The sequence below is a fragment of the Bifidobacterium sp. LH_424 genome, assembly GCF_056356895.1.
The window spans coordinates 103,801-125,700 of record NZ_JBKEVC010000006.1 but is presented as its reverse complement, the minus strand read 5'-3'; the positions used below and the strand labels follow the sequence as shown (position 1 = coordinate 125,700).

The window sequence follows — 21,900 nt, the reverse complement described above, 5'->3', positions numbered from 1 at the left end:
GCGAACGCGACGGGCGGCGGCGCGCGGATCCGCGTGGCCGTGGTCGACGACCATGAGATGTTCCGCGCGGGCGTGACCGCCACGCTGCGCACCGAATTCGACATCGTCGGCCAGGGCGCGGACGTGGACGGCTCGATCGCGATGATCGCGCGGACCAAGCCGGACGTGGTGCTGCTCGACGTGCACGTGCCGGGCGGCGCGGGCGGCGGAGGCGCGGAGATTCTGCTCAAATCGAAGGCGTACTCCCCCGCCTCGGCGTTCCTCGCGCTGTCGGTGTCCGACGCGCCGCAGGACGTGGGCGCGGTGATCCGCGCCGGCGCGCGCGGCTACGTGACCAAGACGATCACCGGCGCGGACCTCATCTCGTCGATCAAGCAGGTGCACGAGGGGTACGCGGTGTTCTCGCCGAAGCTCGCCGGATTCGTGCTGTCCGCGTTCCAAGGCGCGGGGCCGGCCGGCGGGTTCGGCGGCGGCGCCGGTGCCGGCGCGGACGGAATGGACGCCGCGGGGTCGGGCTTCGGCACGAACGGCACGAACGGCTACCCTCCGCACGACGAGGAGCTCGACCGCCTCTCCCGCCGCGAACAGGACGTGATGCGCCTGATTGCGCGCGGCTACACGTACAAGGAGGTCGCCGCCGAGCTGTTCATCTCCGTGAAGACCGTGGAGACGCATATGAGCGCCGTGCTGCGCAAGCTCCAGCTGTCGAACCGCACCGAGCTGACCCGGTGGGCGGCCGACCGTAGAATCGTGTGAATGACCGATGACGAATCCGTCCAGATGACCACGCGGGGGATCGCGCAATCCCCCGCATCTCCCGCTTCCCCCGTATCCCCGCGCCCTCGCCGCGCGCGCAACATGCGCAACATGCGCGTGGAGATGCTGCGCGTCGCCGCAATCGTCGGCATCGCCGTGTTCCACACGTTCCAGCCGTGGTTCACCGTGGTCGCCGCGTCCACGCCGATCGACCGGCTGCCGGCGGAACTGCAGCCGGTCGCGGCGAGTCCGGCGGCGATGTGGGTGCTCGGCATGACCGCGCTGCTCGGCGCATGCGGCAACCACATCTTCTACATGATCTCCGGGTTCTATCTCATCCCGTCCGCGGCGACGAAGCCGCTGCGCGCGCAGGCCGCGGCGACGGCGCGACGTGCCGCGATCATCGTCCTGTCCGTGCTGTTCTACGTCGCCATATGCGCCGTGATCAACCTGTTCACGCCGGTCGCCGGCTTCGGCACCGCGGGATGGTGGGGCATGGGTCTCGAATTCGTCTGGCTGTATCTCGTGTTCGTCGTCGTCGCGCCGGCCGCGGCGTGGCTGTTCGCGCGCATGGACGCGCGAACCCGCCACGCGCTCGCCGCGCTCGCGCTCGTGGCCGTGTTCGCGCTGAACGCGTACATCGCGTTCGTCGCGCCGGAGGGCGGCCGCGGACTGACCGACTGGCGCAAGCTGATGAGCGCCGTCACGTATCTGGCGACGTTCCTGTTCGCCGGCATCCTCGGCATGGACGTGCGTGCAGGCCGCGCGCCGTCGCCGCGGTTCTGGCGGCGCGCGCTGGTCGTGGTCGTCGCCGTGACGGCGGCGCTCGAGGCCGCGTTCGCCGTGACCGGCGCGCGCGGGCTGCTGATGGCGATGTCGTTCAAATCGACGTCGCTCGTCTCGTTCCTCGCCGCATGGTTCGCGCTGATGGCGGCGGCGACCGGCGGCGACGCGCGTCGCGACGCCGGTCGCGCGGACGGCGACGGTCCGGCGCGGCCGCGTCCGGCCGTGCGTTTCGCGGCCGCCCTCGCGTCCGGCATCCTCGGCTTCTACATCGCGCAATCGCTGATGAACGGCCTGTGGCATGACGCGTGCACGTCGTTCATGACGTCGCTCGCCGCGCACGGCGGCGCGGGCGTCGCCGGCGCGATTGCGTTCGGCGTCGCGTTCTCGGCGGCGTTCGTGCTCGTGGTGACGGTGGTGGACCGGTTCACGCGCCAGCCGCTGCTGCGTGTGATGCGGTTGCTGCGATAGACTGTTGCGCGATTGAGACGACGATTCCAAAGACGATCGGGGATTGGTTTCCATGACTCAGATTTCGATGATCCACCAGCGGATCCGCCAACGCGACCGCATCATCCGATGGGCGCCGGCCGTGGCGGGACTGCTGGGCGTGATCGCCGCGTTCTGCATCGTGCTCGCCTGGTTCCCGACGGCCGTGTGGGACAAGCCGATCCAGGGCATCGACGCGCCGTCGCACTACTACTTCATCCGCAAACTGCTCAACCGCGGGCCGAGCGTGCTGCTCACGCTGCAGCCGCATGACGGCTTCTACCCGCCGCTGTTCCACACGCTCGCCGCGCTGATCGTGAAGGTCGGCGGGGCGCTCGGCATCCCCGCGCTCACCGGGAACCTGGCGGTCGTCGTCGCGGTGAACTGCGTGTGGATCCTCGGCGCGGGGCTCCTGTGGCCGCTCGGCATGACGCTGCTGTGCGGCTATTTCCTGCGCGACGCGTCGCTCGGCACGCGATGCGCGTTGAACCTCGTCATGCCGATCCTCGCGGTCTCGTCCGGCACGAACCCGTACCAGATGCTGTACGCGGGGCCGCTGCTCGCCTACGGATTGGGCAGCAACCTGCTGCCCTTCCTGCTGCTCGCCACGCTGCATCTGCTGGATGCACTGGTGGACGTGTTCGAGGCACGGGCGGCGGCTGCCGCGGGCGGCGCCGGTCTGGGCAACGCGGGCAAGGGCGCGAAGCGGCGGCTGCCGGCGGCGCTTCGCGCGCGGCTGCTGCGCACGCTCGCCCTGACCGCGCTGGCCGGATTCCTCGTCGCGGCCACGCAGCCGAAGCTGATTTTCACGTACATCCTCATCATGCTGCCGTTCGTGCTGGTGCGCATGCCGTGGAGGCTGATCGCCGGCGTGTTCGCGGCGCTCGCCGTGGGAGCGGTCGCGTTCTTCGTCTACGCGTTCACGTTCATCAAATCGGACAAGTACTTCCATCCGGAACGCTGGTTCCACACGCACAAGCCGGACATGAGCCTCAAGACGTCGCTCACCTACGCGTTCACCGACGGCATGGTCTCCGGCGATCCGGCGAACGGACTGGTCTCGTTCGACGTGCCGACCGTGGCCGGCTGGGCGATGATGATCCTGCTCATCGGATCGATCGCGGTCGCGGGCGTCGCGGTGGCGCGCTGGTGGCGCGGGTACGGTCGCGGGCACGGGCACGTCGTCGTCGACGATCGTCGCACCGGCAAAATCGCGTTGTCGCTGATCCTGTCGTTCCTGTTCGTCCTGTTCGTCTTCGAATGCAGCGCGACGTTCACCGGCGCGATTCCGAACATCGTCACCGCGGTCTGGTACCGCAACGAAGTGCGCACGATGACGTTCCTGCCCTACGTCATCCTCCCGCTCATCGCGTTCGCCGCCGCGCGGCTCGACGCGTGGATCGGCGCGGACGATGCGGACGATGCCGAAGCCAAGGTGGCCGCCGCGATCATCGCGCCGGATGCCGATACGACCACAATCGACGGGTCGGACGGAGCGGCGGCAGGCGCCGGAACCGAAACCGAAACGACGGACACGACCGCGACCGACGCCGGTACGCAAGACGAGGCCGCCGACGCGCGCGAGGCCGGTTCCGGCGCGGCGAAGACGCGACGCCGAAACCGCCTGACGCGCGGCGTCGCAGCGGCGGGCGCCGTGCTGCTGGCCGTCGCGATGGTCGCCGCCCAGGCGGACAGCCCGGTCAAGACCGAGATGCGCGCGGCGCTGACCGACGCGGCCCGGCTCGACAAGGTCGACCCGACCGAACAGCTGACCGGCGACAAGCTCGACGCGCTCACCCGCGTGGTGGACAAGGTCGGCACCGACTCGCTCATCATCTCCGACCCGCTCAACGGGTCGATGTACGCGACGGCGCTGCTCGACGCGAACATGCTGTACCCGGTCTACAACCCGCAGGACACGCTCAACGGCGCGATCTTCAAGCAGGTGGAGCTCGACTTCGCGTCCGGCGACCCGGCGACGATGCTCGCCTCGCCATGCTCGGTCACGCCCGGGAAACCGGTGTACTTCCTCACGATGGGGCCGCAGGCGCCGAGCCTGCAGATGTTCACCTACCGGGCGCAGTTCTACCAGTTCCACGACGAGAAGCTGATCGACGCCTACGTGAAGGCGGGCGCGCTGAAGCCGGTCTCCGGCCTCGACCTCACCACATACGGCCCGCACGCCAAGGACTGGGCGCTTTATCAGCTCGCCTGCCCGGCGAAGTAGGGGAAGTAGGTGCGGGGCGACGTAGACGCGGGGCGACGGGCGACATAGGCGACGGGCGACATAGGCGACGGGCGACATAGGCGACGGGCGACATAGGCGACGGGCGACATAGGCGACGGGCGACATAGGCGACGGGCGACAGGAAGTCGGCGGATACGCGAAACGGGGCTTCGGACATTCCCGAAGCCCCGTTTCGTTACGGCGGGCAGAGCGAGATTCGAACTCGCGGAAGGTTGCCCTTCAACGGTTTTCAAGACCGTCTCTTTAGACCGCTCAGACATCTACCCGTATACGCGCACACCCCGTTTCGGCCGCATGCACGACGATTCATTATACAGAAGGTGCGGAACACGTCCTTCCGCCTTCACGGCGGCGCGCCCCGCACCAATAAACCGCCCCCGACATCCCATGGTGCGGTGAAATCCCCATGGTGCGGTAGGCCAAAACGGCCATTTTCCAACGTTATGGAGATTGTGTGTTACCGCACCATGGGGGTGTGGGGCGGGCTAGGCGGGCGTCACGCCTGCGAGGGCGTCACGCCTCCCACTTGGTGGGTTCGATGACTTCCTTGCCGCCCATGTAGGGACGCATGGCCTTCGGAATCTCGATGGAGCCGTCCTTCTGCTGGTGGTTCTCGAGGATCGCGACGAGCCAGCGGGTGGTGGCCAGCGTGCCGTTGAGCGTGGAGACCGGGCGGGTGGAGCCGTCCTCGGTGCGCTCGCGGATGTTGAGACGGCGGGCCTGGTACTCGGTGCAGTTCGAGGTGGAGGTGAGCTCGCGGTAGCGGCCCTGGGTCGGGACCCAGGCCTCGCAGTCGAACTTGCGGGCGGCGGAGGAGCCGAGATCGCCGGCGGCGGTGTCGATGATGCGGTACGGCACCTCGACCTTGGCGAGCATCTCCTGCTCCATCTCCAGCAGGTGCTGGTGCTCCGCGTAGGAGTCCTCCTGCTTCGCGTAGACGAACATCTCCACCTTGTCGAACTGGTGGACGCGGATGATGCCGGAGGTGTCCTTGCCGGCGGCGCCCGCCTCACGGCGGTAGCAGGAGCTCCAGCCGCAGTAGCGCAGCGGGCCGTTGCCGAGGTCGAGGATCTCGTTCTCGTGCATGCCGGCCAGCGCCACCTCGGAGGTGCCGACGAGGTACTGGTCGTCGGGCTCGCGCAGACGGTAGATCTCGTCGGCGTGGGAGTTGAGGAAGCCGGTGCCGCGCATCACTTCGGGGCGCACGAGCGTCGGGGTGATGGCGAGCGTGAAGCCGTGCTCCTCGGCCTGGTCGACGGCCATCGTGAGCATCGCGATCTGCATGCGGGCGACCTGGCCGCGCAGGAAGTAGAAGCGGGAGCCGCCGACCTTGACGCCGCGGCGCATGTCGATGCCGGCGACCTCGGTGCCGAGGGTCAGGTGGTCCTTCGGCTCGAAGCCTTCGGCCGCGAAGTCGCGGATCTGGCCGACCTTCTTGACGACGACGTAATCGTCCTCGCCGCCTTCCGGCGCCTCCGGCTCGACGATGTTCGACAGCTTCCACATGGCGGTGGTGTATTCCTCGGACGCGGCGTCCGCGGCGGCCTTGTACTCGGAGACCTTGTTGGCGAGCGCCTTGGTCTCGGCGATCAGCTTGGCCTTCTCGTCCGCCGGGGCGGCGGCGACCTTCTTGCCGATCTCCTTCTGCTGGGCGCGGGCGGCCTCGAATTCCTTGAGGGAGGAGCGGCGCGCCTCGTCGGAGCGCAGGACCTCGTCGACGAGTTCGACGGACTCGCCGCGCTCGCGCTGGGATTCCTTGACGACATCGGCGTGTTCGCGAATGAATTGAATATCAAGCATGCCGCCCAGCCTACCGCCGTAAGCCGACACGCGGGATGCGGGGTCCCGTTGTCCTGTATCGCGGTCTTGCTCCGACAGGCAACGCAGTCGCTTTCATGCCAAACACGTCGTCGCCACGCCAACCATGGCACGCAACCGACGCGAACCATGCGACCGGCCCCCGCCAGCCGGCCGGTCCGACCCGCATCCCAACGTGCAGGAATCGTTCAATTATTCCGTGGCGATGCGGGAATCTTAGCGCCGAGTGAGCAGAATAAGGATTATGCCCACAGCCGCAGTCATCATCGCAGTAGTCCTCGGCGTCGTCGCCGTCATCGTCGCCGTCGCGTTCGCCGTTCGCGCGTATCGGCGCCGCCGTCTCGCCGAGAAACTCGTCGCACGCGATGACGACCAGGTGCATTACGCGTTCATCGTGAACCCGTCGAAGCCGCAGGCCGCCGCGCGCCGCGCGCATATCGAACGGTTCTGCAAGGAGAAGGGGCTCACCGAGGTCGAGTTCATCGACACGCAGCTCGACAAGGACGGCCGCGCGTGCGCGCTCGAAGCGCTCGAGCACGGCGCGGACGTGGTCGTCGCGGTGGGCGGCGACGGCACGGTGCGCACGGTCGCGTCCGCCGTGTCCGGCACCGGCCATGCGCTCGGCATCGTGCCGATCGGCACCGGCAACCTGTTCGCGCGCAACATGGGCATTCCGGTGGACGACATCGATGCGGCGCTCACCGTGGCCACGTCGCACGGGTCGCGTCGCGTGGACATGGGCCGTCTCGCGCTGCTCGACCACCCGGAGGAGGATCACGCGCACGCGTTCCTCATCATCGCGGGCGTCGGCTTCGACGCGGCGATGATCGACGACACCGATCCGGAACTGAAGAAGAACATCAGCTGGCTCGCGTATTTCGTGGGCGGCGTGAAGAACCTGTTCGCGCCGAAATACCGTGCGAACGTGACGATCACGAGCGCGGACGGCAGCACGCATTCGACGCGCGGACTCGTGTTCCGCACGTTCATGGCCGGCAACTGCGGCCAGATCCCCGTGTTCTCGCTGATGCCGAACGCCTCGTTCCACGACGGCCTGCTCGATTTCGAGATCATCGACACGACGGGCGGCATCATCGGATGGGCGAACCTGTTCGGCGACGTGGTGCATCAGACGATCACCGGCAAGGCGGAGCAGAACCCGCTCTCCACGAATTCGACGATCGACCAGGTGCAGGGCGTGAGCGCGGAACTCGTACTGGAGAAGCCGACGCCCGCGCAGGTGGACGGCGACATGCTGCCCGCCACGCAGCACATCCGGTTCACCGTCGACCGGAACGCGCTGATCGTGCGCGTGCCGGAGATCACCGGCGGTGACCCGTCCGCCACCGGCACGATGGAGCCGATCCGGGCGTAGGGTCCATTGTTTCTGTGCCCCCTTCAGGGGGAGCTGGCCACCATGAGGCGGACTGAGGGGGACCCGACTACCCCACCCGTCGGCTTCGCCGCCACCCTCCCCTGCAAGGGGAGGGAAGAAAAAACAGCCACCCTCCCTGCGGGAGAACAGAAGGAACGTCAGGCACCATCCCTGCAAGGAGAGGGCCGAACCGAACGTCAGGCGGCGCTGACTCGGGCCACGTGGAGGGTGAGGTAGGCGATTTCGTCTTCGGTGAGCGTGGTGTCGAGGCGCAGCTCGATGAGCGCGGCGATGCGGCGGGCGCATTCGGCGGCCTTCGGATAGGACTGCATGATCGACGCGACGATCGCCTCGGGTTCGCGCTTCAGCTGGCTGTGCTGGTGGATGCGCACGAACAGGTAGCGCAGATGCGTAATGAATCGGCCCACGTTGACGGAATGTTCGTCGAGCGTGATGCCGTACGTGCTTTCGATGACGGCGAGCAGCTGCTGGATCACGCCGGTCATCGCATACGTGTGGGTCAGGTCGCCGGTCGAGAATCCGGCGTTGACGAGGTGCAGCGCGAACGCGACGCCCTCGTTCTCGGGCAGCACGCCGCCGAGCCGTGTGTTCAACGCCTTGAGCAGGGCCTTCCCCTGCGTGTATTCGCGCTCGTACAGCGTCTGCACCTCTTCGGTGAGGGGGTAGGCGATGGCTGGGATGCCGTTCTTGACGCGGCGCAGCGCCCCGCACACGTGGTCGGCGAGGGCCATGACGAGCGTGGGATTCTGGGCCGCCTCCTCGCCCAGACCGATTCGGTCCATGGCTTCGGAGACGAGTTTGATGACCTCGGGCGGGATGTCGCCGAGCAATTGGGCGAGATGGTCGGGGTCGCGCCCGTCGGCGGGCACGAACACGCGCGCCACCTTGGTGCGATCGACCGTCATGCCGGGTTTCGCCTTGAAGCCAAGCCCGCGGCCAGTGAGGATCACCTCGCGCGTGCCGTCCTTCGCGAGGACGACGTTGTTGTTGAAGACGCGAAGTATTTCCATGACATCCCTTTCACCCCATGACCGGACCGGCCCCGGCCCGAAGGCCGCCGCCGGAATCCGTCCATAAGGCTCAGCATAGCCGACGCGCCGGCCCGGGCCGCGGCGGAATCATCCGCCGAGGGCCCGGAACCGGCGCGTCGGAATGATCACTTCTCGATGGCGAGGACCTCGTCACCGGCCTTGACGTCCACGTTCGTCTTCGGAGTGACGGACGTGAGCATCGCGGTGTTGAGGACCGTCATCAGCGTGGTGGTGCTGTAGCCGGCCGCCTTGACCTTGTCGAAGTCGACGGCGACGAGCGGATCGCCGGCCTTGACGCGATCGCCCTTGGCGACCTTGACGTCGAAGCCTTCGCCGTTCATCTTGACCGTGTCGATGCCGACGTGCACGAGCACTTCGACGCCGTCATCGGTCTTGAGGCCGAACGCGTGGCCGGTCTCGGCGACGGTCTGGAGCACGCCGGAGACCGGGGCCTTGACGACGGAGCCGGTCGGCTGGATGCCAACGCCCTCACCGAGGGCGCGGGAGGCGAACACCGGATCGCCGGCGTCGTCGAGGGAGACGACGTGGCCGTCGACCGGGGCGCCCACGGCGGTGGTCGGCTCGGCGTCGGCGGCCGGGGCGGCCGGGGTCTCTTCAACAGCGGTCTCGGCGACCGGGGCGGCGGCGGGAGCGGCCTCGACGGCGGCCTTGCCCTTGCCGGCCTTGGCCTTGACAGCGGCGGCGGCGCGGGCCTTCACTTCGGCCTTCTGCTCCGGAGTGCGGTAGTCGAGCGTGATGATGAGAACCATCGAGGTGATGAACGCGGCGGCGATGGACACGGCGTAGACCCACATCTGGTTGAACACCGGGATGGTGAGCAGCGAGGTGAAGGCGAACGTGGTGGTGGTCACGCCGTGGACGCCGACGGAGGACGGGAACAGCCAGCCCATGACGGCGATCACGACACCGCCGACGCCACAGCCGACGAGCATACGGGAGTAGATGAGCTTGTAGCGCAGGTGGATGCCGTAGAGGGACGGCTCGGAGACGCCACCGAGCAGGCCGGCGGCGAGGGCGCCGATGGAGGTCTGGCGCATCTGGTCGTCGTGGTCACGGATGGAGAGGAACAGCACACCGGCGGTGGCGCCGAAGCAGGCGAAGTTCCACGTACCCATCGGGCCCTGGATGAAGTCGTAGCCGAGCGTCTGGATGTTCATGAGCATCAGGGCGTTGAGCGGCCAGTGCAGGCCCAGCGGCACGAGGAACGGGTAGAGCAGCGGGATGGCGATGGCGAAGATGAACGGCGCGTGGGAGTTCATCCAGGACAGGCCGACGCCGACGCCGTTGCCGGCCCAGACGCCCAGCGGTCCGATGATGTAGGCGGTCAGGGCGCCGACGATGATCATCGAGAAGAACGGCAGGAAGACGAGCTGAACGGAATCCGGGATGATCTTCTTGAGCCCGTGGTAGACGAGGGCGAGCACGGCGGCCATGAGCAGCGGCACGAAGACCTGTCCGGAGTAGTCGGACATCTGCATCGGCAGACCGAACACGGTGGTGGTGCACTGCGTGTTGCCCATCACCTTGACGCACTTGACGGCGTCGCCCCACTGCTTCGGATCCTGCAGGGTGGTCATGAACTGCGGGGTCATGAGCATGGCCATGATGGAGCCGCCCAGCCACGGATCGACCTTCAGCTTCTTGGACGCGTTGTACGCGATCATGATCGGCAGGAAGTAGAACACGCCCTTCCAGATGGCCTGGATGAACACGAGGCCGGTGGTGGCGGTGTCGTTCTCGACGAGGCCGAGGGAGATGGCCAGGTTGACGAGCGCGATGATGATGGACGCGCCGAGCAGGACGCCCAGGATCGGGCGGAAGGAGTCGGCCAGATACTCGAAGAAGTTGTCGAGCCAGGCGACCTTGCCACGGATGCCCTTCTTGCGTTCCGCGGCCTTGAGTTCGGCGTTGGACATCTCGCCATCGCCGTCGTCGTCCGGGACGGTGCCGGCGCCGAGGCCCGCCATCTCCGGCAGGTGCATGATCTCGTCGTACACGGAGGCGACCTGGCCGCCGATGACGACCTGGTAGCGGTCGCCGGACTGCGGCACGCCGCCCAGCACGACCTTGTTGGCGTCGAGGGAGGCCTGGTCGACCTTGCCCCCGTCCTTGAGTTCGAAACGCAGTCGGGTGGCGCAGTGCGTCAACGACTTGACGTTGGCGGCACCACCGACGGCGGTGATGATCGCCTTGACATCGTCCTGATGCGACATCGTGTTCTCCATTTCCTTCATTCCATATGTCGCAGCTTCCCACGTGTCAGGTCGGCATTGGCCCAGACAACGAAAAAGACCTGGGGCAAGAGTCTGGGACCGTGGAACCCGCACCTTATGGGTGCATGTTCCTATGGTTTGGCTCACGCCTCAGGTCTTGCCTCGAAATCTTGAGTAGCAACCCTGCTAAGGAAACTGACAGTGCGTCACTATAACAGAACGATAACGAATATGCAAACCTTTTTTAAACAACTCCCCAAAACGGCTTGTTTCCAACGTTTTTCGGCGACACACCGGCGATTCTAGCCGTACGGGAGGCGCCCGCACGTCCACCGGTGCCGCGCCTGCCGCCGTCACGCGCGTGGCCGTCACGCGTAGCGCCGTCACGTGCCGCGTCGGGCAGGCACGACCACACGTAGACGGCGTTGACCGGGTAGCGTCCCGGCTTGCGCCCGTCGCTAAGCTGTTCGTATTTGCGCCAGATCGCGCGGACCTCCTGTTGCGCGGCGATGCCCTCCTCCTCGGTGAGCACCAGGTTGCCGGTGGAGAGCATCGTGTAGGGACTGGCGTCGTTCGGCGGCACGGCGCGGCTCCGGGCACGCGCGACGATCATGCGTTCGATGCGGTCGCGCATCGCGACGAGCACGGCGTCCATCAGTTTCATGCGCGCCTCATGACTCGGCTCCTTGCTGACGACGATGCGGTACTGCTTGGCGCTCGGCATCCACGGCGCCTCGCGTCCGTCGCGCAGTCCGCGGACGCGATGGATGATGCCGACCTTGCCGAGTTCGCGCAGATGGTAGCTCATCACGCTGGGGCTGACGCCCACCGCGTCGGCGATCTGCGTGGCGGTCAGCGGCTCGTGGCTTTCGAATAGCTCCGACAGCGCCGCGTAGCGGATGGGATTCGTGATGACGCGCAGCACGCGGCGGTCGCTGACCTCGAACACCTCGGGCAGCTCGTCGTAGGCCATCGCCGTCATCTCCTCCCACTCGTCGGTCAAGTCATCCACCATTATCATCCTCCTCGTCCTCAGCCGCGTTTACCCCCTCAGTCGCGCTTCGCGCGACAGCTCCCCCTGAAGGGGGCGCAGGGAGATCGACATGCGTGCAACGCATGACCGTTCTCCGCGCCCCCTTCAGGGGGAGCTGGCCGGCCGCAGGCCGGACTGAGGGGGGTTACAACCCGAAAGCGATCAGACCGTGAACTGCTTGCTCGCGGTCGCACCCGTGGTCGTCAGATCCGAGCCCGCGGCCTTGAGCGACGCAGTCGCCTTCACCTCATGCGAACCCGTGGCGAGCCCGTCACCGAGACGCACCGACCACTTGCCGCCGTCCTTGACGACCGTCGTGTACGACTTGCCGTCCACCGACACCGCGACCTTCGCACCGGTCGCCGCATCGACCGTGCCGGACACGGACTGCGCGTCCGCGGCCGAAATCACCGGTTCGCCGACCTTGATGGTCAGGTTGAAGTTATCGCCGAACATCTTCTCGGCGTTGTGGTCTCCGGCGATGAACGCGAAGCCGCCGGCCACCGCGTCCGGATTGTCGCGGTCGGCGCAGCTGTCCATGTTGCCGTAGGAGTCCATGCCGATCGCGTAGTGGCCGGAGACGATCGCGCCGCCGGAATCACCGGACAGCATGCATGCGTCGAACTGGAAGCCGGAGACCGACTTCATCACGCCTTCCGCGTTGATGCTTTCGCTCACATTCACGCGCTTGATGGTGCCGCAGGTCCAGCCGCTGGTGGAACCGGACTTGCACGCGGGCATACCGACGATCACGTCGGAGCCGTCGTACACGTCGAGCGGCGTGCCGTCGTCCTGCGAGTACAGGCCCTCGCCCTTCGACTGGGAGGCGTCCTTGCCGTCGGCGCCCCAGGTGGAGACCTGCGGCAACGACTGGTAGGTGTTCTCGGACAGGTTGATGACGCCGGCGTCGTTCTCGTCGCCGACGTGGCCCTGCGCGGCGCGGCCGACCACGTTGCGCGCGTCGTCGAGACCCCACTGGCGGTCGAGGTAGATGGTCGGGACCGGGAAGGTCATCGCCTTGATCTGCACGCCGGTGTCGATGCCTTCGACGCAGTGGCCGGCGGTGAGGTTCACGTTCTGGCCGAAGCCGTCGGTGCCGGCGAATCCGGCGGAGCAACGCGCGTTGCCGCCCGACGTGGTCGTCACCATGTAGCCGGTGCCGCCGATGAAGTCGCCCGCGGCGAGACCGCCCGAGGTGAGTTTGAGGGACTTCTTCGCGTAGGACTTCACCGTGCCGTCCGTGTAGTCGGCGTAGTAGGTGCGGGAGGCGTCGGACGCCTGTTTCGCGGCGGCCTCACGTCCCAGCGGATCGGAGGTCGTCGCGTCGGCGCCGGCGGCGGACGCGCGTCGCGCCGTCGCCGCGTCGGACGCGATGACGTGCAGCGTGCCGTCGCCGTCGATCCATGACGCCTTCACGCCGCTCCCCAGCGACTTGACCGTCGCCGCCCCGGCGCGGCCGGCGTCGGCGAGCGCCAGATACTTCGCGCCGCTCATGTCGAGATCATGCGCGATGGCCGCGTTGAGACCGTCGCCGAGCGCGCCGGCCTGCGCCGTGTAGTCCGCGACGTTCGGCGCGCTGTATCGCACGACGCCGCTCATGTCCACCGCCGGGCCGTTCACGGCCATCATCACGCCGGCCGCGGTGGCGAACGCCAGTCCGGCGGCGAGCGCGGCGACGCCCAGTTTCTTCGAACGCGACATCGTCGCGCGCGTTGCGTTCATCTTGTTCTCCTTATCCGAGTGTTCCATCACGCACGCTCCTTACGCGCCTTGGCGAGCATCGCGGCGCCGGCGAGGGTCAGCAGCGCGCCGACCGCCAGCAGGCTCACGGATGCGCCGGTCGAGGCCAGCGGCGAGGTCGCGGCCGCGCCGGTGCCGGCGTTCGCGGCACCCGCGCCCGCGCCGGAACCGGGCTGCGGCGTCGGCTCGCTCTTGGCGACGAGCGCGTCGATCGCGGCGGCGAGGTCGCGGTAGGCGGCGTCGACTTCCGGCTGCGTGGCGTCGGTCTTGGCGAGGACGGCTTTGGCCGCGGCGAGCGGCGAGGCGAGACCGGCCCAGGATTCCGCCGTGTACTTGGAGGAGTCCAGCGTCTCGGCCTTGGCGACGAGATCCTGCAGCTTGGTCTTATCGGCCGTGCTGGGCTTGGCGGCGGCGACGAGCGCGTCGATCGCGGCGTTGAGGTCGCCCCACGCGGTGTTCACTTCGGCCTGGGTGGCGTTCTCCTTGGCGAGGACGGCCTTGGCTGCGGCGAGCGGGGCGGCGAGACCGGCCCAGGATTCCGCCGTGTAGTCGGATTCCTTGAGCGCGGCGGCCTTGTCGACGAGCCGCTTGAGCTCGGTCTTGTCGACGCCGGCCGGCTTGTTGTCGCCGGTGACGGCGAACGTGGCCTCGCCGTGGTGGTAGTCCTTGGTCTTCACCTGGACGGTCCATTCGCCGGACTGCGCGGTGTCGGTGGCGCGCTTGAGCGGGGCGGCGAGCTTGATGTCGCCGTCGGCGTCGGCCTGCAGCGTGGCGGCGATCACGGTGGTGCCGTCGGGCTCGGTGATGCGCACGTCGCCGTACTGGTAGGCGTCGAGGCCGGTGGCGCTCAGGTCGAGGCCGGTCTTGGCGAAGTCGGACTGGGTGAGCGTGTCGGCGGAGAGGGTCACGCCGATCGTGGCTTCGGGCGCGCGGTCGTCGGTCACGGTGAACGTGGCCTCCTGCTTCGGGTGGTCCGCGTCGTTGGTGTAGAAGGCGACCTTGTATTCGCCGGTCTGCGCGGTCTCCGGATCGTTGGCCTTGAACGTGCCCTCGTAGTTGCCGTTGGCGCCGAGCGTCATCGGGCTGGCGATGGCGGGCGTGCCGTTCGGCGTGGTGATGAGCAGGCTGCCGAGCTCGGAGGCGTTGAAGCCGCTGACGTCCAGCTTGAGGCCGTTCTTGTAGAGGTCGTAGGCGCTGATCGTGTTCGCGGAGACGGCGACCTTGCCGCGGGGCGCGGTCTTGGAGTCGTCGGTCACCTTGATGGCGATCTGGCTGTAGATGCGGCTCTTGGCGTAGTGGTCGGCCACGACGAGCGTGTACGTGCCGGGCACGAGCGCGTTGTTGTAGCCGCTGCGGCCGCCGAAGTTGTTCGGGGCCTTCCAGTAGCTGCCGTCGTCCACGTAGGTGCCGGCGTCGCCGGTCAGGCCGCTGACGCCGGGCATCTGGGAGCCGTTCGGGTTGATGATGTAGCTTTCCGTGTAGTCGCCGGGCACGTAGCCGGTGGCCTTGAACGTGATCGCGCCGTCGGCCAGCAGATCGGACTGGGTCATCGTGGCGACGCCGTCCTTGACGTGCTTGGCGAATTCGCCGGTCGGTACGATCTTCGGGTCGATCGTGATGCTGGTGTCGTCGTAGACCTCGTAGCTGCCGGTCACGTAGCCGGACTTGGTGCCGACGACCTTGACCGCGTAGGTGCCGGGCTTGGCGGCAAGCGACGTGTCGTACAGCGGCGAGGAATACTGGCCTTCGACCGGCTTCGGGTAGGTGGTGGGCAGCATCGTGTACGCCTGCTGGAATCCGGTGTCCGGATCGGTGAGGATGAACTCGACCTTCTCGTCCTTCTGCATGCCGTCGACGGTGAACTTCATGCCCTGCAGGCCGAGCGCGTACTGGGAGATGCGCTTCGGGTCGATGGTGAGCTTAACCGTGTCGGCGGCCTTCCTGTCCACCGCGTCGGCGAACGGGTCGTCGTTGGCGACGATGGTGAAGTCGGCCTTCGCGGACCCGGATTCGGTGCCGACCGCGATCAGCTGGAACACGCCGGTCAGGCCGACGGAGGTGCGGGTGACGATGGCGTCGGAGACGGTGCCGTCGGCGGAGGCCTTGTAGTCGTCGATGGCCTGCGCGTCACCGAGGGAGGTCACCACGTAGATCTTCACGTCCTCGCCGGCCTTGAAGCCGGAGGCGGTGAACTTCATGCCGGTGAAGCGCATGTCGTACTGGGTGACCGTGGCGGAGGCGGGCTCGATCTTCGCGGTGCCGGCGGCCAGCTCGGCCGGATCATCGGTGATCGTGTACTTGTCTTCGACGCTCGCGCCGCTCTTCATGCCGGTGAGCTTGACGGTGTAGTCGCCCTTGCGCGCGTAGTCGGCGTTCAGGTAGCTGATCGTGTTGATCCACTTGCCGTTCTTGTCGGCGTAGCCGGCGAAGTACTTGGTCATGTTGTACAGCGGGTCGCCGGGGCCGGCCACCTCGTACGCGATGGCCTCGCCCGCGGCGAAGCCGGACGCGTGGATGGCGATGGCGCGCCGGTCGGACAGCTCCTTGTGCGTGACCGTCTGCGGGAACAGGGTCATCTCGGCCTTGGCGGCGGTTGCGGAGGCCGGGGCCGGGGCACTGTCTGCGGCACCGGTGCCGGTGTCTGCCACGCCGTCCGCGGCGAACGCGTCGGCGTCGGAGGGCTTGGCGCCGGACGTGGACGCGGCCTCGTAGCGGAACATGTCGTTCAGCTTGACCGTGTCCGGCAAGGTCTTCGCGTTCTTCAGATCCGGTGCGCCCTGCTGCGGCGTGGTGGCGGCCTTGAGCGCGTCGTCGCCGTTCGAGGACTGCACGGGGGCGGCCTGTCCGTCCGCGCCGGTGAGCGTGTAGTCGTCCTTGGCGGACTTGGCGGCGGTGCCCGTCGCCGTGGTCTGCGACGTCGCGGCCTGCGTCTGGCCGGGTTGCGCGGTCTGGGCGATGGCCGTCATCGTCCCGGCGCCCAGACTCGTCAGCCCGAGCACGACCGCGCACAGCCCGCCCAGGGCCTTGCGCGTGGTGGTGATGTTCATGATGTTCTCGACTCCCTTCCGAGTGACGCTTCGATCCTTCCCCGCCCGTTGCCGCGACTCCCCTTTCCTTGACTGCCAAGGTGCGCACGTCCAGGTTTCCCGATCAAAGTGGCCCCATGTTATGAAAAATTCTCGAAACGGAAGAACATCATGTTGCGCCGAAGTAAAAACAATCAAAAGACGGGGCTGTGCGGACCGGATGATTCGGTCCTCACAGCCCCATCGTTCCAATGCCGCCAGCGCCGCGGGAATTATGAAAGAAAATTTTTACGATTGCCTCCACGGTATGAAACCGCCGGCCCCCTCAGTCGCGCTTCGCGCGACAGCTCCCCCACATCCGTGGGGGCGCAAGGGAAAAGATCATGCGCTTCGCGCATGTCGATTTTCTTGCGCCCCCTTCAGGGGGAGCTGGCCGGCCAAAGGCCGGACTGAGGGGGTTAGGGAGCTGGCGGCCGCAGGCCGACTGAGGGAGAGACAGCGGCCGCAGGCCACAGAGACACCGCATCAGCCGAAGGCCGATTCCGTTTCCTGCGGCCTACGGCCGCTTTGCTTCTCTCCCTCCGTCATCGCTTCGCGATGACACCTCCCTCGTCAGAGGGAGGCGACAGGGCTCGTGACGGAAAAACGAGAATCGTGTTACAGGCTTGTAAAAACAATGAAAGATTCCGGCTGACGACCGGCATCGAAATCATCGTGCATGCCATGCACGGCAACGGTTCCAAGCGTATGTGAATTATGCAGGATTCATGCAAGAAAATCTTCAGAAACATCCAGAAAAACGTCGTATCGCGGCGATTCGGCACAGCCCGGACAACGATGTGAAGGAAGCCTGAAAACGCTGAAACGGCAACGAAAACGATGCCGGCGGCGGGCCGCGGGCCACGGTATCGCCGCATGGCGGGCACCGTGTCACCAATCGGACGGACGGGCGACGGAAACAATCGCGTCCATACAATGCAGACGTTTATCGCGGGCGGTTCACGCACGCGCACGGGGGACTCGAAGCTGAATCACACGGGAGCGTCTCGACGCATCCGCGTTCCGCCATACCCCCGCGCACGTTCGACGCATCCGGTCGCAGAACACCTGAAAAGGAGAGGTATGAAGCAACCCACATGGATGCGCTGGGCCGCCGCGGCGGCCTGCGCGGCGATGGCCGCGGGGTCGTTCGTGGCCACCGCGTCGGCCGCACCGGCGACCGGCACCCCGCTGCAGTACGCCAACATCTCGTCGCGTCTCGCCGACGCGACCGGCACCAAGCTCGTGTTCATCCAGACCGTCGGCAAGAGCGGTCTGTCCGTCTACAGCAACAACGGCGGTTCGACCCGTGCACGCACGTCGATGAAGGCCGCCGCCAACGCGGCCGCCGAGCAGTCCGCCGCGACCGCCGACGACGTGTTCGCCCAGCTCAAGAAGCTCGACCCGAACGCCAAGCTCGTGTACACCACCTCGTACACCGTTCCGGGCGTCGCCGTCTACGCCGACGCCAACGCGCTGCGCACGCTCGCCGGGAACAATGGCGACGTCGTCAAGATCAGCCCGATCACGCTGAAGACCGCGACCACCGCCAGCACGGCGGACACCACCGCGGCCGGTACCAACGCGAACCCGGCCAACGCGAACAACGACGCGCTCGTGCGCGCCGTGAGCACGTGGACGCAGACCGGCAAGACCGGCAAGGGCGTCAACATCGCGATCATGGACACCGGTCTCGACTACACGCACGCCGACTTCGGCGGCCCCGGCACCACCGCGGCCTACGAGCAGGCGCTCGCTTCCACGACCGTGCCCGCCGGCCTCGCCGACACGAACAAGTTCCTCGGCGGCACCGATCTCGCCGGTTCCGACTACTACCCGAACGACAACGTGCACGTCACCCCGAACCCGGACGAGAACCCGATCGACGGCAAGGGCGGCCACCACGGCACCCACGTCGCCGGCACCGCCGCGGGCTACGGCGTGAAGGCCGACGGCACGAGCGCCAAGGACTCCGACTACACGAAGATCTCCGAAGCCGACGTGCGCGCGATGACCGTCGCCCCCGGCTCCGCGCCGCAGGCGGGCATTTACTCCGTCAAGGTGTTCGGCGACAACGGCGGCTCCACCGGTCTGGTTGGCGCCGGCCTCGACTGGGTCGCCAAGAACCTCGTCAACGCGCCCGAAGGCAAGAAGATCGACATCCTCTCCATGTCCCTCGGCGGCGGCTACGGCACCCCGGACGACCCGGACACCGCCAAGGTGAACGCACTCACCAAGCAGGGCGTGCTCTCCGTGGTCGCGGCCGGCAACGACGGCGACTTCACGGACATCATGGGCAGCCCGGCCACCGCGACCAGCTCCCTCGCCGTGGCCGCCAGCCAGTCCGGCGGCACGCTGCAGGACTCCATCACCGCGACCGCCCCGAGCGACATCGCCGGCACCGCGCTGCCCGGCCAGTACTCGCAGAACTACACGAAGCTCGAGGACTTCTCCGTGACCGGCAAGGTCGTGAAGGTCTCCGACCCGAACAACCTCAACGGCTGCGCCGCCTACTCCGACGCCGACGCGAAGGCCGTCAAGGGCAACATCGCGTGGGTCGAATGGGATGACGCGAACGTGGTCTGCGGCTCCGGCGCACGCTTCAACAACGCCGAGAAGGCCGGCGCGAAGGCCATCATCTTCGCTTCCCAGTCCAAGCTGCCGTCCGCCGGCATCGCCGGCAACGCCGGCATCCCCGGCTTCCAGGTCACCGCTCCGGGCGTGGAGAAGATCCAGTCCGCGCTCGACGCCGGCACGCTCGAGGTCAAGCTCTCCTCCGACCAGCGCATGAGCCTCAAGGTCGACTACTCCGCCGACTTCCAGGACACCGTGGCCGACTTCACCTCCCGCGGCATCCACGGCTCCGCCGACGGCACCGTCAAGCCCGACGTCTCCGCCCCCGGCGTGGGCATCGTCTCCGCGTCCGCCGGCACCGGCACCAAGCCGGAGGTCATGAGCGGCACCTCGATGGCCACCCCGCTCACCTCCGGCGTGGCCGCGCTGACCTTCCAGGCGCATCCGGGCTGGACCCCGGAGCAGGTCAAGGCCGCCGTGATGAACACCGCCGACCATGACGTGACGATCAGCAAGGGCGGCGCCGCGACGAGCCCGATCCGCTCCGGCACCGGCCGCATCGACGCCCTCGACGCGGTGAACAACCCTGTCACCGTCGCCGCCAGCGACGACCCGACAGCCGTCACCGGCCAGTTCGGCATCGTGCAGGTGCCCGCCGACGGCTACACCGCGACGAAGTCCTTCACCGTGACCAACTCCTCCGACAAGGCCGTGACCTACAACGTCGCCTACGTGCCGCGCACCGAGACCCCGGGCGTCACCTACACGGTCGACAAGTCCACGCTCGCCGTGCCCGCCAACGGCTCCGCCACGTTCAACGTGACGCTGAGCATCCCGGACCGCTCCGCGCTGCGCCACACGCGCGACACCACCCAGCCGGCGAAGAACCCGAGCCTCGCCACCCGTGACAGCAACTACGTGACCGATGCCAGCGGCATCGTGCGTCTCGCCCCGGCCGAGGGCTCCGACGCCGCGTTCTCCCCGCTGCGCGTGGCCGTCTCCTCCGCGCCGCGTCCGTCCGTCTCGACCAAGTCCTCGCTCGAATTCGCCAAGGATTCGAAGGAGGGCGCACTGAAGCTCTCCGGCGACGCCGGCTTCGCGCAGGGCGACGGCGAGGAGAACTACACCTCGCAGGTCGCTCCGATGCAGCTGCTCACCGAGGACCCGGCAGGGGACGAGGCCACGAGCGTCGACACCTCCCGTTCCGCGGCCGCCGGCGACATCCGCGCCGTCGGCTTCTCCTCCACCGCCCGCCAGCTGTCCGACCCGTCCGCCGGATACCTGACCATCGGCGTCCAGACCGACAAGACCTGGTCGCGTCTCGGCAACAACTTCATCCCTGAAGTGCTGCTGGATTCCAACGGCGACGGTCAGGTCGACGCCTTCGTCTCCATCAGCACCGCCGAGCCCATCTCCGGCAAGTCCACCGCGACCGACGCCGTGTGGGCCGAAACCTACGAGGTCTACAACAACGGTCAGGGCCTGGCCCTCGGCGATGTGATCGACTCCGAGCCGATTCCGGATTCCACCGTGGCCGACTCCAACATCGTGCTGCTGCCGGTGAAGCTCTCCAAGCTCGGCATCACGAAGGATTCGAAGACCGCATACATGCAGGGCTATGTGCAGATCGAATCCTCCGCCGCCGCCAACGTGTCCACCACCGGCTCCGCCGTGTCCGACAAGAGCGACGTCTTCGCCTTCGACGCGCTGAACCCGTACCTGTGGTTCGGCGACGCCGGCCAGTCCGACTCCGGCACCGCGGTCTTCGCCGACAAGGGCGACACGAGCATCGCCGCCCACATCGGCGCCGGCCCGGAGGCCCCGAAGTCCAAGGCCCTCGTACTGCACCTCAACGGTGTCGAGCCGGTCAAGTCCACCGACGAGACCGACAACATCGACATCGAGACGCCGTCCACTCCGGCCGCCAAGGTCGACAAGACCGAGCTGCAGAAGCTCGTCGACTCGGTGAAGGGCACCCAGAAGGGCGACTACACCGATGACTCCTGGAACGCGTTCCAGAAGGCCCTCAAGGCCGCCGAGGACGTGCTCGCCAAGACCGACGCCACCCAGGACGAGGTCAACGGTGCGCTCAACGATCTGAAGACCGCCTTCGACGGCCTGAAGCACATCGAGGCCACCGTGGACAAGACCAAGCTGCAGGCTCTGGTCGATCAGGTGAAGGACACCAAGCAGGGCGACTACACCGACGACTCCTGGAACGCGTTCCAGAAGGCCCTCAAGGCCGCGCAGGACGTGCTCGCGAACAAGGACGCCACCCAGCCCGAAGTCGAGACCGCCTACAGCGATCTGAAGACCGCCTTCGACGCCCTGACGGAGTCCGAGCAGCCCAAGCCCGAACCCAAGCCGGAGCCGTCCGCGCCCGCCGACAAGTCCGACAAGAAGGACCAGCAGGGCGGTAAGACGGCCGCCAAGGGTGGTCTGTCCTCGACCGGTTCCGCCGTCGCCGCGGTCATGACGCTCGCCGCCATCGCCGCCGCCGCCGGCATCGGCCTGACGGTCTGGCGCAAGCGCCAGGCCTAAGTTCCCCTAGGCCCCCTCTGACGAGGGGGCTCCCGGCGGAGCCGGGTGGGGGAGAGACAGGAGCGGCCGTAGACCGCGGGAGATAAGGCATCGGCCGAAGGCCGATTCGATTTCCCCGCGGCCTACGGCCGCTCTTTTTCTCTCCCTCCGTCATCGCTTCGCGATGACACCTCCCTCGTCAGAGGGAGGCCG

General features: G+C 67.4%; 11 protein-coding genes and 1 tRNA gene. 5 read left to right on the top strand and 7 right to left on the bottom strand.

Going from position 1 to position 21,900, the window contains the following annotated elements; genetic code table 11:
* Positions 1-57: 57 nt before the first annotated feature.
* The 3 genes from AC1AYP_RS06740 to AC1AYP_RS06730 are packed head-to-tail and all read left to right on the top strand — an operon-like array spanning position 58 to position 4,255.
* Positions 58-756: a LuxR C-terminal-related transcriptional regulator gene (locus AC1AYP_RS06740; RefSeq protein WP_476544693.1), complete on the top strand. Its 699-nt coding sequence runs from the start codon at positions 58-60 to the stop codon at positions 754-756.
* Positions 757-2,010, top strand: coding sequence for an acyltransferase family protein (locus AC1AYP_RS06735; protein ID WP_476544647.1), 1,254 nt, complete (start codon positions 757-759; stop codon positions 2,008-2,010). It abuts the gene before it with no gap.
* A gap of 52 nt (positions 2,011-2,062) precedes the next feature.
* Positions 2,063-4,255, top strand: a complete 2,193-nt coding sequence (locus AC1AYP_RS06730) for a DUF6541 family protein (RefSeq protein ID WP_476544646.1) — start codon at positions 2,063-2,065, stop codon at positions 4,253-4,255.
* A gap of 202 nt (positions 4,256-4,457) precedes the next feature.
* Here AC1AYP_RS06730 and AC1AYP_RS06725 read toward each other — a convergent pair.
* Both AC1AYP_RS06725 and serS read right to left on the bottom strand, forming a co-directional pair.
* A tRNA-Ser gene (locus AC1AYP_RS06725) sits at positions 4,458-4,542 on the bottom strand.
* 247 nt (positions 4,543-4,789) lie between these two features.
* Positions 4,790-6,076, bottom strand: coding sequence for a serine--tRNA ligase (serS, locus tag AC1AYP_RS06720; protein ID WP_476544645.1), 1,287 nt, complete (start codon positions 6,074-6,076; stop codon positions 4,790-4,792).
* A 262-nt stretch (positions 6,077-6,338) separates the two neighbouring features.
* On the opposite strand from serS, the gene AC1AYP_RS06715 reads away from it, so the two are divergent.
* The gene (locus AC1AYP_RS06715) at positions 6,339-7,469 is read left to right on the top strand and encodes a diacylglycerol/lipid kinase family protein (protein WP_476531338.1); all 1,131 of its coding nucleotides are present in this window, start codon (positions 6,339-6,341) and stop codon (positions 7,467-7,469) included.
* 197 nt (positions 7,470-7,666) lie between these two features.
* Here the strand turns inward: AC1AYP_RS06715 and AC1AYP_RS06710 are convergent, their stop codons facing one another.
* The 5 genes from AC1AYP_RS06710 to AC1AYP_RS06690 all read right to left on the bottom strand — a co-directional run bounded on the left by AC1AYP_RS06710 (position 7,667) and on the right by AC1AYP_RS06690 (position 16,575).
* Positions 7,667-8,500, bottom strand: coding sequence for a PRD domain-containing protein (locus AC1AYP_RS06710; RefSeq protein WP_476544644.1), 834 nt, complete (start codon positions 8,498-8,500; stop codon positions 7,667-7,669).
* Positions 8,501-8,646: 146 nt separating this feature from the next.
* Positions 8,647-10,755 carry a glucose PTS transporter subunit IIA gene (locus tag AC1AYP_RS06705; RefSeq protein WP_476544692.1) on the bottom strand — a complete coding sequence of 703 codons (2,109 nt, stop codon included), beginning with the start codon at positions 10,753-10,755 and terminating at the stop codon, positions 8,647-8,649.
* A gap of 244 nt (positions 10,756-10,999) precedes the next feature.
* The gene (locus AC1AYP_RS06700; protein WP_476544643.1) at positions 11,000-11,770 is read right to left on the bottom strand and encodes a helix-turn-helix domain-containing protein; all 771 of its coding nucleotides are present in this window, start codon (positions 11,768-11,770) and stop codon (positions 11,000-11,002) included.
* 180 nt (positions 11,771-11,950) lie between these two features.
* The gene (locus AC1AYP_RS06695) at positions 11,951-13,537 is read right to left on the bottom strand and encodes a hypothetical protein (RefSeq protein WP_476502876.1); all 1,587 of its coding nucleotides are present in this window, start codon (positions 13,535-13,537) and stop codon (positions 11,951-11,953) included.
* Positions 13,537-16,575, bottom strand: coding sequence for a hypothetical protein (locus AC1AYP_RS06690; protein WP_476547200.1), 3,039 nt, complete (start codon positions 16,573-16,575; stop codon positions 13,537-13,539). The genes AC1AYP_RS06695 and AC1AYP_RS06690 overlap by 1 nt, the downstream gene beginning before the upstream one ends.
* Before the next feature lie 1,101 nt (positions 16,576-17,676).
* Here AC1AYP_RS06690 and AC1AYP_RS06685 point away from each other — a divergent pair.
* Positions 17,677-21,708, top strand: coding sequence for a S8 family serine peptidase (locus AC1AYP_RS06685; protein WP_476502878.1), 4,032 nt, complete (start codon positions 17,677-17,679; stop codon positions 21,706-21,708).
* The last annotated feature ends 192 nt before the right edge of the window (positions 21,709-21,900 follow it).

Coding starts and splice junctions, on each gene's coding strand:
- AC1AYP_RS06710 (WP_476544644.1), bottom strand. CDS start 8,500: ATGGAAATACTTCGCGTCTTCAACAACAACGTCGTCCTCGCGAAGGAC.
- AC1AYP_RS06740 (WP_476544693.1), top strand. CDS start 58: ATGTTCCGCGCGGGCGTGACCGCCACGCTGCGCACCGAATTCGACATC.
- AC1AYP_RS06695 (WP_476502876.1), bottom strand. CDS start 13,537: ATGGAACACTCGGATAAGGAGAACAAGATGAACGCAACGCGCGCGACG.
- AC1AYP_RS06735 (WP_476544647.1), top strand. CDS start 757: ATGACCGATGACGAATCCGTCCAGATGACCACGCGGGGGATCGCGCAA.
- AC1AYP_RS06715 (WP_476531338.1), top strand. CDS start 6,339: ATGCCCACAGCCGCAGTCATCATCGCAGTAGTCCTCGGCGTCGTCGCC.
- AC1AYP_RS06685 (WP_476502878.1), top strand. CDS start 17,677: ATGAAGCAACCCACATGGATGCGCTGGGCCGCCGCGGCGGCCTGCGCG.
- AC1AYP_RS06705 (WP_476544692.1), bottom strand. CDS start 10,755: ATGTCGCATCAGGACGATGTCAAGGCGATCATCACCGCCGTCGGTGGT.
- serS (WP_476544645.1), bottom strand. CDS start 6,076: ATGCTTGATATTCAATTCATTCGCGAACACGCCGATGTCGTCAAGGAA.
- AC1AYP_RS06690 (WP_476547200.1), bottom strand. CDS start 16,575: ATGAACATCACCACCACGCGCAAGGCCCTGGGCGGGCTGTGCGCGGTC.
- AC1AYP_RS06700 (WP_476544643.1), bottom strand. CDS start 11,770: ATGGTGGATGACTTGACCGACGAGTGGGAGGAGATGACGGCGATGGCC.
- AC1AYP_RS06730 (WP_476544646.1), top strand. CDS start 2,063: ATGACTCAGATTTCGATGATCCACCAGCGGATCCGCCAACGCGACCGC.